The following is a 15,779-nucleotide window of genomic DNA, read 5'->3' as shown; positions in this document are numbered from 1 at the left end:
CTGAGGCGGGTCCGAGAGGATCCCGGCGGGCCGGTGAGCCGCACCAGCGGCCTCCCCGACCCGGGTCCGGCTCAGTCCAGGTAGTCCCGCAGCACCTGGGAGCGGGAGGGGTGGCGCAGCTTGGACATGGTCTTGGACTCGATCTGGCGGATCCGCTCGCGGGTCACGCCGTAGACCTTGCCGATCTCATCGAGGGTCTTCGGCTGACCATCGGTCATGCCGAAGCGCATGGCCACCACGCCGGCCTCCCGCTCGGAGAGGGTGTCCAGCACGGAGTGCAGCTGCTCCTGCAGCAGGGTGAAGGACACGGCGTCGGCGGGGACCACGGCCTCGGAGTCCTCGATGAGGTCGCCGAACTCGGAGTCCCCGTCCTCGCCCAGCGGGGTGTGCAGGGAGATCGGCTCGCGGCCGTACTTCTGGACCTCCACGACCTTCTCCGGGGTCATGTCCAGCTCCTTGGCCAGCTCCTCCGGGGTGGGCTCGCGGCCGAGGTCCTGCAGCATCTGCCGCTGCACGCGGGCCAGCTTGTTGATGACCTCGACCATGTGCACGGGGATGCGGATGGTGCGGGCCTGGTCGGCCATCGCCCGGGTGATAGCCTGCCGGATCCACCAGGTGGCGTAGGTGGAGAATTTGAAGCCCTTGGAGTAGTCGAACTTCTCCACCGCGCGGATCAGGCCCAGGTTGCCCTCCTGGATCAGGTCCAGGAAGAGCATGCCGCGCCCGGTGTAGCGCTTGGCCAGGGAGACCACCAGGCGCAGGTTGGCCTCCAGCAGGTGGTTCTTGGCCCGCTTGCCGTCGTGGATGACCCAGCGCAGCTCCTTGCGCAGCTGCGGGTCCAGGGTGTCCCCCTCGGTCTTCATCTTGTGCTCGGCGTACAGCCCGGCCTCGATGCGCATCGCCAGGTCCACCTCCTGCTCGGCGTTCAGCAGGGAGACCTTGCCGATCTGCTTGAGGTAGTCCTTGACCGGGTCCGCGGTGGCACCGGGGGCCTGCACGCGCAGGGCCGGCTCGTCGTCGTCGTCGGAGGTGGAGATCACGAAGCCGTTGCCGCGCGCGGCCACGGTCTTCTTCTCCTTCTTGTCCTCGTCCTCGACGACCTCCTCCTCGGTCTCCTCGGCCTGGTCCTCGACGTCGGCGCTGTTGGCCAGCTCCTCGATCTCATCGGCCTTGGTCTTGCGCGCACCCTTCTTCGGGGCGGCCTTAGCGGCCGAGCGCGAGCGGGTGGAGGTCTTCTTCGCGGTGGCGGTGCGGGTCCCGGACTTCGCCGTGGTGCCCGACTTCGCGGCGGACTTGGCCCGCGTGGTCTTGCCCGCGGAGGTCTTGGCGGCACCGGTCTTCGTCCCGCCGGTCTTGCCCGCACCGGCCTTGGCGGCGGTCTGACCGGCGTCGGTCCCGGACTCAGCGGTCTTGGCGGCCGCGGTCTTTGCCGCAGCGGTCCCGGCGGTCTTCGTCCCGCTCTTGCGCGCGGTGGTCTTGCCGGCGGGCTTGGTGGCGGTGGACTGGGCGCCGCTCTTGGCGGCCGCGGTCTTGGTTCCGCCGGCCTTCGCCGCGGACGCGGAGCGCGCGCTCGAACGCCGGGCCGTGGTGGTGCCGGCGGACGTCGTGGTCGTGGTGGCCGCGGCGGAGTCGGTCCGCTCGGCGGTCGTCTTCTGGGCAGCAGGAGACACTCAAGAGCCTTTCTTCCCGGTGGTCGGACGTCAGATGCGCCCGAAACGCCTATGACCCTGTCAAGTCCGGCGTCCTCCGTGAGGACGATTCCCACTGCCGGGCCCGCAAGGTCGTTCGGTGGTGACAACGCCCGGGGCCGCACCGCTTATTCCCGTCGGCGCAGATTTCTCCGACGGATCTGTTGACGCCGCGATCCCGCGGGGGTAATGGACTCCCCCCCCCCGCAGCAGCCCGGGGGGTCAGTCCCGGTGGAACAGCCACTCCGGCAGGTATCCCCGATCCAGCAGTCCGCTCACCAGCACCACGGCCTGCCCCAGGATCGGGTCCTGCGCCGCCTCCAGGCGACGGTAGGCCTCCCGGGTGCACCCCTCCTGCCAGGCCAGCAGGGACAGCCCCACCTCGGCCCCCGAGGCCCAGGGCTGCTCGCCGTCGGCGGCGATCAGCCCCAGCAGGAAGCGCAGGGCGCAGCGCCGGTCCGGATCGGGTGCGGTCGATCCCCGACCGAAGATCAGCTCCAGGGCGGAGACCGTCAGGGGGTCGTCTTCCGGCGGACCCGCGGGCTCCGGGTCGGCGTCGGAGACGGGCTGGTTCTCCGCGGCCTCGGTGAGCGTGTCCAGGCGCCGCTCCAGCCACCCCCGCAGGGCCTCGCCGTGCCGGGGGCCCAGCTGGGCCGCGGCGAGCATCGTGAGCACCCCGCAGATGCCCGGCAGGCGAGCGCCCAGGGCCGCGGCATCCTCCGGCGCGGTGGCCTCGGCCAGACTCGCGCGCAGGACTGCGGCCTCGGGGCTGGCGGCGTCCGGGGACCAGCCCTGCTCTTCGGCCCGCACGCGGTGGGCTCGACACAGCCGGGCCATGCGATCCAGCGCGTCGCCGAGGCGCCGCTGCTCCTCGAGGGCCGGCGCCCGCCGGGGCCCCTGCGGGGTCGGCGGCCAGCATCCGGTGTCGGGATCGTGATCGGCAGCCAAGCGCAGGAAGATCTCGGCGCAGCGGCTGCGGAAGGAGTCGCGCCAGGCCCGGGCCCGGTCCCGTCCGCACAGGGCCTCCAGGTCGGGAATGCCCGGCAGCGGCTGCACCGCGCCGACCGGGGACCGGGCGCTCAGCGGATGACCGCCGACGGCCGCCGCGACGGCCACCGGGGAGGCGAGGACGTCCTCCAGGGTCCCGCCGCCGTCCACCAGCCAGCAGGCCTCGCCCACGCGGTGCTCGGGCGGGGCCAGCAGCGGGGCGAACTCCCCGTCGGCGCTGCCCACGCTCAGCCGCCCCCAGCGCCCTGCGCTCCGGTCCATGACCAGCAGCTCCCGGGGCCGGGCCCCGCGCAGTCCCGCGGCGGCCGCCGCGTGCATGCTGGCCAGCAGCACCGCGGTCTCGGCGAGGAAGGAGGCGGCCTCGGGAGGCCGCCCGGTGTCCAGGAGACGCCGGGCCTCGGGCGCGAGCGGGGCCGTGCGGTGGGTGTAGGCCACGGTGAACATCCCGTCGGGGGCGCTGCTACGCTGCACCTGCTCCAGCACGGGCTCCAGGCACCCGGCCCAGGAGCCGATGTCCTCGTCGGGATCCGGCAGGGGCAGGGTCAGGCACGGGCCCAGGCGCTGGTCGGTGAAGAAGACCAGGGCGAGGCACTCCTGCGGCCAGCGGCCGGAGTGCAGGGGCAGCAGGGCGATCACGTCCTGGGCCCGGGTGATCGGGGTGCCGGGTTCGGCGTCGAGGGGCAGGTCGGAGGCTGGGGATGTCGTCATGGCCCCAGGGTGCCCGAGGGCCCAGACCCCGTCCCCGAGCGAGGCCGCGCGATTCCGGCGTCCCTGTGGATGGGCGGGCGGATCCCGCCGGAGATCGTGCGCCTGGGGAAACTCCCGTCCCCGCTGCGGCGCCACCAGAGCCTCGGGCTCAGTCCTCCGAGGAGTCTTCGTCCTGTTCGGCCAGGAAGGCCTCGATGGTCGCGCCCAGCTCGTCGGCGTCGGGGATCTCGGATTCGTCCCGCGCCAGCAGGGACCGCTGGGCGGAGCCTCCGACGTGCTCGTCGTAGCGCTGCTCCAGGTGGGTGACGATGGCCTGAACCTCCGGGGAGCCGCTGACCTGGTCGTCGATCTGCTGCTCGACCTCGCGCCCGGATTCCCGCAGTCGGTCCGTGGGAAGGTTCAGGTGCGTCGCGGCCCCCAGGTGCTCCAGGGCGATCAGCGCGGCCTGGGGCAGCTCGGCGTCGGCGAGGTACTGCGGGACGTTCACCGTGTACCCGATCGTGTCGAAGCCCCGCTCGCCGAGGACGACCTCCAGCATCTGAGCCGCGGAGCCGCCGAGCTCGGCGATCGGCTTCCACGGGGAGATCCCGGCGATCAGGTCCTCCCGGTTGCCGTGCGCGGTCACCGGCAGCGGTCGGGTGTGCGGCACGGGCATGGGCATCGAAGACACGGAGGCCACCAGAGAGACGTCGAGGGTCTCGGCCAGCTCCACGACGGACTGCGCGAACCGCTGCCACAGCAGGTCCGGCTCGGGCCCGGACAGCAGCAGGAACGGCTGTCCGAGCCCGTCGGTCACGGCCCGCAGGGACAGCTCCGGCAGGTCGAAGTCCTCGAAGTGGTCCTCGATGAACTTCACCCGGGGGCGCCGGGAACGGTAGTCGTAGAGCCGGTCGACGTCGAATTCGGCGACCTGCTGGGAATCCAGCGTCTCCAGGATCTCCTCCCCCACCTGGCGCGCAGCCTGCCCGGCCTCGGCGTAGCCGGTCATGGCCACGACCAGCGGCAGGCCCTTCAGCCGGGGATCGCCCAGCAGCCCCGCGTGACCCAGGTAGAGCTTGTGCGATTCGTGCATGGTGCCGATTCCCCTTCCTCACGTGCCCCCGGGCCCGACGGGTGAGAGGGCCCGATGAGCGGCGACACGGCCTGATCCAGATCCCGGCGCGTCCGGGCGGGGAACACGTTCCGGCCCACCGGAAGAGGGCCTTTCGGGGTGATCCGCCCGACACCTGCGGCCCGGTGAGGGCCTAAGGTTGTGGTGTGCGCGCCGCGGGGCGCCGCCGGATGGCTCGACGTCCCGTGTCTGTAGCAACGGTACCGGCGCCCGCGGTATTTCCCGCCTCCGGGTGAGCCGCGGCGCAGTGCACCGGCTTGCGGCGGCGCTGACTGCATCCCCGTTTTCCGAGCAAGGAGAGCTTCCATGACCGAATCCCACGATCTGGCCCTGTCCGTCACGGCCCCCGACGACGGTCTCGAGGTCCGGGCGCTCGTCGTCGGCGTCCTGCCCTCGGGGCAGGGGGCCCGGCTGGCCCCGCACCACCTGCCGGAGGAGACGGCGGAGGGTCTGCAGGCCGTCCTGGCGGACCTCGGCATCACCGGGGCCCGCGATGAGGTCCGCCGCCTGCCGGGGGCCGAGTCCACCGGGGCCGACGTGCTGGTGCTGGTCGGCATGGGCGAGCTGCCCGAGGAGGGCCGGGCGCGCCTGGATGCCCTGCGCTACGCGGCCGGCTCCGCGATCCGACAGCTGCACGGCATGGACAGCGCGGCCCTGGACCTGCCGGCGGGCGACGTCGCGGAGGTCGGGGCCCTGGCCGAGGGGGCGGCCTTCGGGGCCTTCGTGGACCCGATGCACCGGACCTCCGAGGAGGATCGGCAGCGCACCCCGGTGGGCGAGGTCGTGATCATCACGGAGGTGGAGGCCGAGGAGGCCGAGCCGGTCCTGACCCGGGCGCTGATCCTGGGCGAGGCCGTGGATTCGACCCGCCGCCTGGTCAACGAGGCCCCGAACCACCTGTACCCCGATTCCTTCGCCGGCCGGGTCCTGGAGCGGGTGGCCGGGATCGACGACGTCGAGGTCGAGGTCCTGGACGAGGAAGCCCTGGCCGAGGGCGGCTTCGGAGGGATCCTCGGCGTGGGCCGCGGCTCCCACCGCCCGCCGCGCCTGGTGGTCGTGGACTACCGTCCCGAGGACGCCGGGCAGCACATGGCCCTGGTCGGCAAGGGCATCACCTTCGATTCCGGCGGACTGTCCCTGAAGCCGGGCACCGGCATGATGACCATGAAGTCGGACATGGCCGGGGCCGCGGCCGTGCTGAACACGGTGGCCGCCGCGGCGGAGCTGCGCCTTCCCCTGCGGGTCACGGGGTACCTGTGCCTGGCCGAGAACCTGCCCGGCGGCGGGGCGACCCGCCCGGAGGACGTGCTGGTCATGCGCGGGGGCACCACGGTGGAGGTCCTCAACACCGACGCCGAGGGTCGCCTGGTGATGGCCGACGGGCTGGCCTACGCCTCCGAGCAGTCCCCGGACTGCCTGCTCGACGTCGCCACCCTGACCGGGGCGCAGGTGGTGGCCCTGGGCGAGCGGTACGCGGCGGTGATGGGCGAGGAGTCCCTGCGCGAGTCCGTCGCCGAGGCCGGTGCGGAGGCGGGCGAGCCGTTTTGGCCGATGCCCCTGCCGGAGGAGCTGCGCGCCGGGCTGAAGTCGCCCGTGGCGGATCTGAAGAACATCGGCGCGGGCCGGGCCGGCGGGATGCTCACGGCCGGGCTGTTCCTGCAGCGCTTCGTCGGGGAGGTCGACGGGCAGCAGATCCCGTGGGCCCACCTGGACATCGCCGGGCCGTCCTTCAACGAGGGCTCGGAGTACGGGTTCACCCCGAAGCAGGGCACCGGGGTGGCCGTGCGCACCCTAGTCACCCTGGCCGAGCGCATCGCGGGGGCCTGAGCCCCTCTCCTCCTCGGTGGCGCCGCGGGGTCGGTCTCGACCGGTCCCGCGGCGCCTCCGGTTTCGGGGGCCGCCGGGATCGGACTCCGTCGGGGGTCGGGCTTCGTCGGGACGCGGCGCGGCAGGTGGAGCGGTGCCGGACGGCACTATAGGGTAGGTGGTGACTGACCCACACGTCGCGGACCGATGGAGGTCCGATCCACACTCGAGGAGCGTCCACGTGGCCGATTCGCCCAAAGCTTTCGACATTCTCATCCTCGGCGGAGGCAGCGCGGGCTACGCCGCCGCCCTGCGCGCCGTCCAGCTCGGCTTCAGCGTCGGTCTGATCGAGGGCTCCAAGGTCGGCGGCACCTGCCTGCACTGGGGCTGCATCCCCACCAAGGCGTACCTGCACTCCGCGGAGGTCGCCGAGGAGGCCCGCGAGTCCGAGAAGTACGGCGTCAAGCTCTCCTACGAGGGCATCGACATGGCCGCCGTGCGGGACTACAAGGACAAGATCATCGCCGGCAAGTTCAAGGGCCTGCAGGGCCTGCTGAAGATGCGCGGGGTCACCGTCATCAACGGCTGGGGCCGCCTGACCGGGGAGCGCACCATCGAGGTGGACGGCACCGAGTACACCGGCGAGCACATCATCCTGGCCTCCGGCTCGGTGTCCAAGACCATGGGGCTGGAGATCGGAGGTCGGATCATGACCTCCACCGAGGCCCTCGAGCTGGACTACCTGCCGAAGTCCGCGATCGTGCTCGGCGGCGGCGTGATCGGCTCCGAGTTCGCCTCCATGTGGAACTCGATGGGCGTGGACGTCACGATCATCGAGGGCCTGCCGCACCTGGTGCCCAACGAGGATCCGGCGATCATCAAGGTCGTGGAGCGCTCCTTCAAGAAGCGCGGCATCAAGTCCAACCTCGGCACCTTCTTCGAGAAGGTCGAGCAGGACGACGACGGCGCCAAGGTGACCCTGGCCGACGGCAAGGAGTTCGACGCCGACATCGTGCTGGTGGCCGTGGGCCGCGGTCCGAACACCAAGGACATGGGCTACGAGGAAGCCGGGATCACGATGGACCGCGGCTTCGTCATCACCGACGAGCGCCTGCACACCGGCGTGGGGAACATCTACGCCGCCGGGGACATCGTCCCGGGTCTGCAGCTGGCCCACCGCGGCTTCCAGCAGGGCATCTTCCTGGCCGAGGAGATCGCCGGGCTGAACCCGGTGGTCGTCGCGGACATCGACATCCCCAAGGTCACCTTCTGCGATCCGGAGATCGCCTCGGTGGGCTACACCCAGCCCAAGGCCGAGGAGAAGTTCGGCAAGGAGAACATCGAGGTCTCCGAGTACAACCTCGCCGGCAACGGCAAGTCCTCGATCCTCGGGACCGGCGGCATCGTCAAGCTCGTGCGGGAGAAGGACGGCCCGATCATCGGCGTGCACGCCGTGGGCCGGCGCATGGGCGAGCAGATCGGCGAGGCCCAGCTGATCGTGAACTGGGAGGCCTACCCCAAAGACGTCGCCAAGCTCATCCACGCCCACCCGACGCAGAACGAGTCCCTCGGCGAGGCGGCCATGATGCTGGCCGGGCACCCGCTGCACGGCTGAGCCACCGCACCACCCCGCGCACAGGCACAAATCACTAGGAGAAACGGGAAGACGATGTCCGAAACCGTAGAACTGCCCGCACTCGGCGAATCCGTGACCGAGGGAACCGTGACCCGCTGGCTCAAGGCCGTCGGCGACTCCGTGGAGGTCGACGAGCCGCTGGTGGAGGTCTCCACCGACAAGGTCGACACCGAGATCCCCTCCCCCGTGGCCGGGGTCATCGAGGAGATCCTCGTGGAGGAGGACGAGGAGGTGGAGGTCGGCGCCCCGCTGGTGAAGATCGGCGACGGCTCCGGCGCCTCCTCCTCCGACGATGACGCCGCCGAGGACTCCGCCGCGGCCGAGGAGTCTGATGACTCCGCGCAGCAGGAGAACGAATCCGAACCCGAGACCCCGGCCGAGGAGAAGGAGCAGAAGGACGAGGAGTCGTCCTCCGCTTCCAGCGGCTCCGGTGAGGCCCAGGAGGTCACCCTCCCGGCTCTGGGCGAGTCCGTGACCGAGGGGACCGTGACCCGCTGGCTCAAGGAGATCGGCGAGACGGTCGAGGTGGACGAGCCGCTGGTGGAGGTCTCCACCGACAAGGTCGACACCGAGATCCCCTCCCCCGTGGCCGGCACGCTGCTGGAGATCAAGGTCCAGGAGGACGAGGAGGCCGAGGTCGGCCAGGTCCTCGCCCTGGTCGGCGAGCAGGGTGCCTCCGCGGGGTCCGCCGAGCCGGAGCCCACCCCCGAGCAGCAGGCCCCGGCCGAGCAGAAGGAGGAGAAGAAGGAGGCCGAGCAGCCGAAGCAGGAGTCCTCCGCGGCCCGGGCCGAGCAGCGCTCCGCGAAGCAGCAGAGCAAGGCCCCGGAGCCGGCCGCTGCCACCCCCGCCGCCGGACAGTCCTCCGGGACCCCGTACGTCACTCCGCTGGTGCGCAAGCTGGCCAAGCAGGAGGGCATCGACCTGTCCACCATCGAGGGCACCGGCGTCGGCGGTCGCATCCGCAAGCAGGACGTGCAGGCCGCGGTCGAGGCGAAGAAGAGCCAGGGCCCCGCCTCCGCCGAGCAGAGCGCTCCCGCCTCCGCACCGGCTCAGGCCGCCCCGCGCGCCGAGAAGCCGCCCCAGGCCCCGAAGCCGTCGGCCAAGCGCGGCACCACGGAGAAGGCCCCGCGCATCCGCCAGGTCATCGCCAAGCGGATGAAGGAGTCCCTGGAGGTCTCCGCGCAGCTGACCCAGGTCACCGAGGTGGATATGACCCGGGTGGCGATGCTGCGCAACCGCGCCAAGGCGGACTTCCAGGCCCGCGAGGGCGCCAAGCTGACCTTCCTGCCCTTCTTCGCGAAGGCCGTGGCCGAGGCGCTGCAGCAGCACCCGGTGCTCAACGGCTCCTTCGACGAGGAGAAGAAGGAGATCACCTACAACGCCTCCGAGGACCTCGCCTTCGCCGTGGACACCCCGCGGGGTCTGCTGGTCCCGGTGGTCCCGAACGCGGGCGACCTGAACCTGGCCGGTCTGGCCAAGAAGATCGCCGACGTCGGGGCGCGCACCAAGGACGGCTCGATCGGCCCGGATGAGCTCTCCGGCGGCACGTTCACGATCACGAACATCGGCTCCTTCGGGGCCCTGTTCGACACCCCGATCATCAACCAGCCGCAGGTGGGCATCCTGGGCACCGGCACCATCGTGAAGCGGCCCATGGTCGTCACGGACGCCGACGGCAACGACTCGATCGCGATCCGCCACATGTGCTACCTGTCGCTGACCTACGATCACCGGCTGGTCGACGGCGCGGACGCCGGACGCTTCCTGGCGACCGTGAAGAAGCGCCTCGAGGAGGGGCAGTTCGAGGCCGAGCTCGGCCTCTGAGGCTCCCGGATCCCGGACTCCACGGCCCGCTGACTCCCGCCCACGGCGGGGTCGGCGGACCGTCGCCGTCTCCACCGGCACCCGGCGTCGTCGCCGGCCCGGCGTCCTTCGTCTCCACTGGTCCGGGACCCGGGGAGCTGGGGGCGTGAACCGCACGACATCATGGTGACACCATGTCGCCAAGATCGTCCGAGCCTGCCTATGCTGGAGGCATGTCTGTGCTCATGTCACTCCTACTCTTCCTGCACATCGTCGGCGCGGCCCTGGTCTTCGGCCTGTGGGTCGCCCACCTGCGGACCCCGCGGGTCCTGCCCGGCCAGTTCCACGCCGCCCTGCTGCAGCTGATCACGGGACTGGCGATGGTGGGCATCAGCGAGGCCCACGGCGGCAGCTCCCACTCCTACACCTGGATCGGCATCAAGCTGATCCTCGGCCTGGTCATCACCGTCCTGGCCTACATCGGCCAGCGCAAGGACAAGCGGGGCGAGACCGTGTCCACCGGCCTGGCCCACGCCGTCGGCGGCCTCGCGCTGATCAACATCGCCGTGGCCACGCTGCTGCACTGACGCCCCCCCCCCCGGGATCCGGCGGGCCGGTCACAGGACCCGCACGCTCTCGATCCGCCAGGCGCCGGACTCGGCGCGCAGCCGGACCTCGATCCGCTGCTCATCGGGTTCGGCGCCGTCTTTGTCTCCGCGCGCCCGCCCCTCCCCGGCCTGGGCGGGTTCCTGGGTCCGATACCCCTGCACCCGCAGCGTCGTGCGCACGATCGCCTCGGATCCGCTGCGGGAGATCGGCTCGGGGTCCTGGACCGTGGAGCGCAGACCGGACCAGTCCGTGTCCGTCTCCTGCAGCCGCCGGATCAGCTGCGCATCCTGGGTGGCCAGCTCCTGGTCGGGCACCGCGTAACGCGCCAGCAGCGCGGCGTCCCGGGAGCGCAGCGCTTCGTCACGGGCCGCGAGCAGCCCGCCCAGGGCCGCCGCGGGATCCTCGGCGGCCGCGGGCGACTCCCCCTCCGCCGATCGCCGCGGCTCGGCGGAGGACACCGCGTGTTCCGAGGCGCCCGAGCCGCCCTCCGAGCCCCCGCCCGTCGACGCGGGATCGGCGGTCTCCGCGCTCGCCTGGGCTAGCGGCTGCACCTGCTCCTGCCCGTCGCGCAGCAGCAGGCCGCCTCCGACGGCGAGCGCGGACAGACCCAGCAGCCCCGCGGCGCCGAGCACCAGGGCGCGCCGACGCCGGGCCGGGGCCGACAGGCGCAGCGCCGCGGCCGAGCGACGTCGTGATCGCCCGGTGCGGCGCAGCTTGCGCGTGCCCGGATCCTCGACGTCGTAGACCAGCCGGTCCCGGGACTGCTCCGCCTCCTCGACCTGCTCGCCCGATCCCGGGCCTGCCCGGCGAGGCCCGGCCCCGCCGGGATGCCCCTCCCGCTGGCGGGGCAGGCGCCCGGCGAACTCCTCCCGCACGGAGGCGTGCAGATCCACGGGCTCGGCCTGCAGGGCGCCGCGGAAGACCTGCACGATCTCCTGCACGCGCGGGCGCCGCTGCGGATCCGGGTCCAGGGCCTCCTCCAGGACCGCCACCACCTGGGAGCCGATTCCGGGGCACATCAGGGGCAGCGGCGCCCGCTGGGCCTCGGGCCCCGGCGGCCGGCCGGTGAGCATCAGCCACGCCAGCTCGGCGAGGGCCCACACGTCCTCCGCAGGCTCGAGACCTTCCTCGGCCTCCCGCCACGGATCGGGCAGGGGCGGGCGCAGGAGCGTCTGGGAGCTGCGGGTGAAGAACACCGCCCCCGCGTCCAGGCCGCCGTGCACGAGGTCCTGGGCGTGCAGCCAGGACAGCGCCCGGCACAGGTGGGCCACGACGCCGGCGCACTCGGCGGGGCTGATCCGCTCCCTGGCCGCGAGGACCTCCGCGAGCCCGCCTCCCTCCGGGAACTCGCTGATCAGCAGCGGGGACAGGGGGTCTGCGGCATCGGCGCCGTACACGTGCAGCAGGTGCGGGTGGCGCAGGCCCGGGGCCCGGGCGCTGACTTGCTCGGCCCACCGCGTCGCGCTGCGGATCAGCTGCTCCTGGGCCGCTGCGCCCTCCGGAGGGAGGTACACCCGCACCATGCGCTCGCGGGCCAGGCGGCGTCGGGCGGCGTCGAGGTACCCGCGCTCCAGGGCGCGCACGGGCCCGCGCGCGGCGGCGGCTTCCCCGATGCGGGTGCGCGGATCCGGTGCGGCGGGGTCGTCCCCTTCCGCCGTGCACCGGGCGTACCAGAGCACGGAGGATTCCTCCCGACGCAGCCGGGTGACCAGCTCGTAGTCGCCACCCCTTCCCGCGGACTCCCCCGGCTCGGGATCGTCCTCCGGAGGCGGGGCACCCGGCGCCTGGACCTCGGGCAGCACGGGCCCGCGCGGCCCGGATGACTCCCGTGCGGGTGACGCCGCTGCAGATGAGGCCTGCGGGACCGCCGGGGCCTGCGGGGTCGGTGGCGGCGGTTCCGGGTGGCCGGGGCCGGCGGAGGGGTCGAGCAGCGCGCGCAGTCGTCGGGCGGAGGGGGTGGCGTCGGAGTCCTGGGGTCTCATGGGCCCAGTTCTACCGGCCGCAAGCCGCCGACGACGGCGTTGTCCACAGGCTGCCCCCGATCGCAGGGTCCCGGACTCGACTCCGGTTGGGGCGCGTGCGGGCCGGGAGTACGCTGGACGGCATGGCACTTGAGATGCGGCGGGTCGGCTTCGCCCCGGACCTCGTGGACTACCGACAGGCCCTGGCCCTGCAGGAGCGGCTGCACGAGGAGGTCGCCTCCGGGCGCCGCCAGAACACCGTGCTGCTGCTGGAGCACCCCCCGGTCTACACCGCGGGCAAGCGCGCCCTGCCCGAGGAGTATCCGCGCGACGGCACCGAGGTGGTGCCCATCGACCGCGGCGGCAAGATCACCTGGCACGGACCCGGCATGCTCATCGGCTACCCCATCGTGAAGCTGCCGGAGCCGCTGGACGTGGTGCGCTATGTCCGGATCCTGGAGGAGGCCATCATCGAGGTCCTGGCTTCCCTGGGCGTGCACGGCGAGCAGGTGGAGGGCCGCTCCGGGGTGTGGATCCGCGGCGAGGGCACCGCCCCGGACCGGAAGATCGCCGCGATCGGGCTGCGCGTGGCCCGCGGCACCGCGATGCACGGCTTCGCGATCAACTGCAGCAACAGCCTCGATGCCTTCGACACCTTCGTCCCGTGCGGGATCAGCGACGCCGGGGTCACCACCATCAGCCGGGTCACCGGGCGGAATATCACCCCCGAGGACATCGTTGACACGGTGGAGGACGCATTGCGTCGCCGGGCCGACCTGCTGGCAGCATCCTTCGAACCCGCCCGCCCCACCACGGCCGCCTGAGGCCCCGCCATCGTCGTCGGGCCCGTGCGGCCCACCCGCCCCCGCAGGAGGAGCACCCATGACCATCGCCCCCGAAGGCCGTCGGCTGCTGAGCGTGCAGGCCCGCTCCGGACGCGCCGCGGACAAGGACCGCAGGCTGCGCCGCGTCGAGCGCAAGAACGCCGAGACGCCCATCGAGAAGAAGCCCAGCTGGATGAAGAACCGGGCCGTGATGGGCCCGGAGTACCAGGAGCTGAAGCAGCTGACCCACAGCCAGGGCCTGCACACCGTGTGCGAGGAGGCCGGCTGCCCCAACATCTACGAGTGCTGGGAGGACCGGGAGGCCACGTTCCTGATCGCCGGGGACACCTGCACCCGACGCTGCGACTTCTGCGACATCATGACCGGGCGGCCCTCCGCCCTGGACCCGCTGGAGCCGATGAAGGTGGCCCGCTCCATCCGGCAGATGGATCTGCGCTACGCCACGATCACGGGTGTGGCCCGGGATGACCTGGACGACGGCTCGGCCGCGCACTACGGGCGGGTCATCGAGGCCGTGCACGAGCAGAACCCGAACACCGGCGTGGAGATCCTCATCCCCGACTTCCAGGACAAGCACGAGCGGCTGAAGCTGGTGGCCGACGCCGAACCGGAGGTCTTCGCGCACAACGTCGAGACCGTCCCGAGGATCTTCAAGAAGATCCGCCCCGCCTTCTCCTACGAGGGATCCCTGGACGTGATCTCCTACGGCAAGGAGCGCGGGCTGGTCACCAAGTCCAACCTGATCCTCGGGATGGGCGAGACCAACGAGGAGATCTACGAGGCGCTGTGCGATCTGCACGACGCCGGCTGCGACATCATCACCCTCACCCAGTACCTGCGTCCGTCTCCGCTGTTCCACCCGATCGACCGGTGGGTCAAGCCCGAGGAGTTCGTGCAGCTGTCCGAGGCGGCCGAGGAGATCGGCTTCCTGGGGGTCATGGCCGGACCCATGGTGCGCTCCTCCTACCGGGCCGGGCGCCTGTGGGCGCGGGCCATGCGCAAGATGGGGCGGGAGATCCCGGAGCACCTGGCCCACATCGCCGACGAAGGCAGCGCCCGGCAGGAGGCGTCCTCCCTGCTGAAGAGCCTCGCGTAGACTGGACCCCGTCTTTCTCCGTTCCCTTCCGCTCCCGGGATCGCGCTGCGGCCGCCGGGGCGGAGGCGGACACCCATCATCAGCAGTGCTAGCGAGGTATGGACTTGGCGTCGACGTCGTCGAACAGGAAGCCCGCGCCCACCCGCGAGGAGCGGCGTGAGCAGAAGCGGCAGCGGAAGCAGAACAAGGGGCCCGGCTGGTTCTCCCAGATGAAGCAGGTCTACGGGATGACCAAGAAGTCGGATCCCAACATCACCTGGATCCTGCTGCTGTCCGCCCTGGCGACCCTCCTGGTGTTCCTGCTCATCGGCGTCCTGCTGCACAACTGGATCACCTGGCTGATCATCGGCATCCCCGTCGCGGTGCTGGTCGCCGTCATCATCCTCTCCCGGCGGGCCCGGCGCGCTGCCTACGCCCAGGTGGAGGGCCAGCCCGGCGCGGCCGGCGCCACGCTGCAGGACCTGGGGCGCGGCTGGATCATCGAGGAGCAGCCGGTGGCCTTCAACCCGCGCACCCAGGACCTGGTGTTCCGGGCCCTGGGACGACCCGGCGTCGTGCTGGTCACCGAAGGTCCGACCCAGCGGGTGCGCTCCCTGGTGGGTCAGGAGCGCAAGAGGCTGCACCGGCTGGCCCCCAACGTCCCCGTGCACGTGGTCAACACCGGCGACGGCGAGGGGCAGGTGGCCCTGAAGCGCGTGAGCAAGACGGTGCGCGCCCTGCCCAAGAAGCTGACCCAGCAGGAGGTCCACGAGGTCTCCAAGCGCCTGTCCTCCCTGAACCGGTCCCTGCCGGTGCCCAAGGGCGTGGACCCCATGCGGGCCCGCCCGGATCGGAAGATGATGCGCTGAAGGCGCCCTGCGACCGCATCGACCTGAGCGGCCCGGTCTCCACCTCCCCTCCCCGAGGGGTGGAGACCGGGCCGCCGGCGTCATCGGGGGCGCCCTCACGGGCGGTGGGCTCACCGTCCGTGGGCTCGCCGCAGGGGATCCTCAGCGGATGCGCACCAGCACGGTGTCGTTGAGGCGATCCTGCAGCCCGCGCTGGTCTTCATCCATGACGACGGCGGGGATCACCAGGGTGACCAGCAGGGCCCGCAGCGCGGCCCGGCCGAATCCGGCGGGGGTCCCGCGCAGGGTCTGCACCTGCATCCCGCACAGCAGGTGGCCCAGGGTGTGGCCCCACATCCCCACCAGCAGGCTCTGGTAGGCGAGGAAGACCACCAGCGGCCAGATCCCGGCCCAGCCCTGCACCGTGCCCACGGCCAGCCAGCAGATCCCGAAGCACAGATACCAGTCCAGGGCCAGGGCCAGCAGGCGCCGGGGGAAGCGCGCCACGGAGCCCGGGCCCGCCGCGGGACGGCCCAGGCGCTGACCCGGCCAGTCCGGGGCCGCGGCGTCGTGCTCGGAGGTGGGGGGATCGGGGATAGCCATGATGGCCCAGGATAGCCGAGAGCCGCCGCCTCCCGGAGGCCGGGGGTCCCCCGCGGTAGGGTGGGAGCCACAGGCCGG

12 protein-coding genes are annotated in these 15,779 nt (G+C 72.1%); 7 read left to right on the top strand and 5 right to left on the bottom strand.

Going from position 1 to position 15,779, the window contains the following annotated elements:
• Positions 1-71: 71 nt before the first annotated feature.
• The 3 genes from AC0VXQ_RS04400 to AC0VXQ_RS04390 all read right to left on the bottom strand — a co-directional run bounded on the left by AC0VXQ_RS04400 (position 72) and on the right by AC0VXQ_RS04390 (position 4,476).
• The gene (locus AC0VXQ_RS04400; protein WP_058730677.1) at positions 72-1,670 is read right to left on the bottom strand and encodes an RNA polymerase sigma factor; all 1,599 of its coding nucleotides are present in this window, start codon (positions 1,668-1,670) and stop codon (positions 72-74) included.
• A 240-nt stretch (positions 1,671-1,910) separates the two neighbouring features.
• Positions 1,911-3,404, bottom strand: a complete 1,494-nt coding sequence (locus tag AC0VXQ_RS04395) for a hypothetical protein (protein WP_058730678.1) — start codon at positions 3,402-3,404, stop codon at positions 1,911-1,913.
• A 148-nt stretch (positions 3,405-3,552) separates the two neighbouring features.
• The gene (locus tag AC0VXQ_RS04390; RefSeq protein WP_058730679.1) at positions 3,553-4,476 is read right to left on the bottom strand and encodes a proteasome assembly chaperone family protein; all 924 of its coding nucleotides are present in this window, start codon (positions 4,474-4,476) and stop codon (positions 3,553-3,555) included.
• A gap of 345 nt (positions 4,477-4,821) precedes the next feature.
• Here AC0VXQ_RS04390 and AC0VXQ_RS04385 point away from each other — a divergent pair, with 345 nt between their 5' ends.
• From AC0VXQ_RS04385 to AC0VXQ_RS04370, 4 genes are all read left to right on the top strand, one after another.
• Entirely contained in the window at positions 4,822-6,342 is a 1,521-nt protein-coding gene (locus tag AC0VXQ_RS04385) for a leucyl aminopeptidase (RefSeq protein WP_475529244.1), read from the top strand.
• Positions 6,343-6,562: 220 nt separating this feature from the next.
• Positions 6,563-7,936 carry a dihydrolipoyl dehydrogenase gene (gene lpdA, locus AC0VXQ_RS04380; RefSeq protein WP_058730681.1) on the top strand — a complete coding sequence of 458 codons (1,374 nt, stop codon included), beginning with the start codon at positions 6,563-6,565 and terminating at the stop codon, positions 7,934-7,936.
• Positions 7,937-7,990: 54 nt separating this feature from the next.
• Positions 7,991-9,781, top strand: a complete 1,791-nt coding sequence (sucB, locus tag AC0VXQ_RS04375; protein ID WP_058730682.1) for a 2-oxoglutarate dehydrogenase, E2 component, dihydrolipoamide succinyltransferase — start codon at positions 7,991-7,993, stop codon at positions 9,779-9,781.
• Positions 9,782-9,993: 212 nt separating this feature from the next.
• Positions 9,994-10,347: a hypothetical protein gene (locus AC0VXQ_RS04370; protein ID WP_058730683.1), complete on the top strand. Its 354-nt coding sequence runs from the start codon at positions 9,994-9,996 to the stop codon at positions 10,345-10,347.
• A gap of 30 nt (positions 10,348-10,377) precedes the next feature.
• Here the strand turns inward: AC0VXQ_RS04370 and AC0VXQ_RS04365 are convergent, their stop codons facing one another.
• On the bottom strand, positions 10,378-12,351 hold the full coding sequence (locus AC0VXQ_RS04365; protein ID WP_129357593.1) for a protein kinase: 1,974 nt from the start codon (positions 12,349-12,351) through the stop codon (positions 10,378-10,380).
• A 122-nt stretch (positions 12,352-12,473) separates the two neighbouring features.
• Between AC0VXQ_RS04365 and lipB the strand changes: the two genes are divergently transcribed.
• The 3 genes from lipB to AC0VXQ_RS04350 all read left to right on the top strand — a co-directional run bounded on the left by lipB (position 12,474) and on the right by AC0VXQ_RS04350 (position 15,119).
• Positions 12,474-13,154 carry a lipoyl(octanoyl) transferase LipB gene (lipB, locus tag AC0VXQ_RS04360; RefSeq protein ID WP_058731666.1) on the top strand — a complete coding sequence of 227 codons (681 nt, stop codon included), beginning with the start codon at positions 12,474-12,476 and terminating at the stop codon, positions 13,152-13,154.
• A 58-nt stretch (positions 13,155-13,212) separates the two neighbouring features.
• Positions 13,213-14,271: a lipoyl synthase gene (gene lipA, locus AC0VXQ_RS04355; protein WP_081046186.1), complete on the top strand. Its 1,059-nt coding sequence runs from the start codon at positions 13,213-13,215 to the stop codon at positions 14,269-14,271.
• A 98-nt stretch (positions 14,272-14,369) separates the two neighbouring features.
• Entirely contained in the window at positions 14,370-15,119 is a 750-nt protein-coding gene (locus tag AC0VXQ_RS04350) for a DUF4191 domain-containing protein (protein ID WP_061225491.1), read from the top strand.
• Positions 15,120-15,260: 141 nt separating this feature from the next.
• Here AC0VXQ_RS04350 and AC0VXQ_RS04345 read toward each other — a convergent pair whose 3' ends face one another.
• Positions 15,261-15,701 (bottom strand): RDD family protein, encoded by a 441-nt coding sequence (locus AC0VXQ_RS04345; protein ID WP_061225492.1) that lies wholly within the window; start codon positions 15,699-15,701, stop codon positions 15,261-15,263.
• Between the last annotated feature and the right edge of the window lie 78 nt (positions 15,702-15,779).

The organism is Rothia sp. QJM3NY_36 (assembly GCF_056173115.1).
Note: the sequence above shows the minus strand (reverse complement) of the source record. Positions and strands in the feature narration are given on the sequence as shown.

Coding starts and splice junctions, on each gene's coding strand:
- lipA (WP_081046186.1), top strand. CDS start 13,213: ATGACCATCGCCCCCGAAGGCCGTCGGCTGCTGAGCGTGCAGGCCCGC.
- sucB (WP_058730682.1), top strand. CDS start 7,991: ATGTCCGAAACCGTAGAACTGCCCGCACTCGGCGAATCCGTGACCGAG.
- AC0VXQ_RS04365 (WP_129357593.1), bottom strand. CDS start 12,351: ATGAGACCCCAGGACTCCGACGCCACCCCCTCCGCCCGACGACTGCGC.
- AC0VXQ_RS04350 (WP_061225491.1), top strand. CDS start 14,370: ATGGACTTGGCGTCGACGTCGTCGAACAGGAAGCCCGCGCCCACCCGC.
- AC0VXQ_RS04345 (WP_061225492.1), bottom strand. CDS start 15,701: ATGGCTATCCCCGATCCCCCCACCTCCGAGCACGACGCCGCGGCCCCG.
- AC0VXQ_RS04370 (WP_058730683.1), top strand. CDS start 9,994: ATGTCTGTGCTCATGTCACTCCTACTCTTCCTGCACATCGTCGGCGCG.
- AC0VXQ_RS04385 (WP_475529244.1), top strand. CDS start 4,822: ATGACCGAATCCCACGATCTGGCCCTGTCCGTCACGGCCCCCGACGAC.
- AC0VXQ_RS04390 (WP_058730679.1), bottom strand. CDS start 4,476: ATGCACGAATCGCACAAGCTCTACCTGGGTCACGCGGGGCTGCTGGGC.
- AC0VXQ_RS04395 (WP_058730678.1), bottom strand. CDS start 3,404: ATGACGACATCCCCAGCCTCCGACCTGCCCCTCGACGCCGAACCCGGC.
- lipB (WP_058731666.1), top strand. CDS start 12,474: ATGGCACTTGAGATGCGGCGGGTCGGCTTCGCCCCGGACCTCGTGGAC.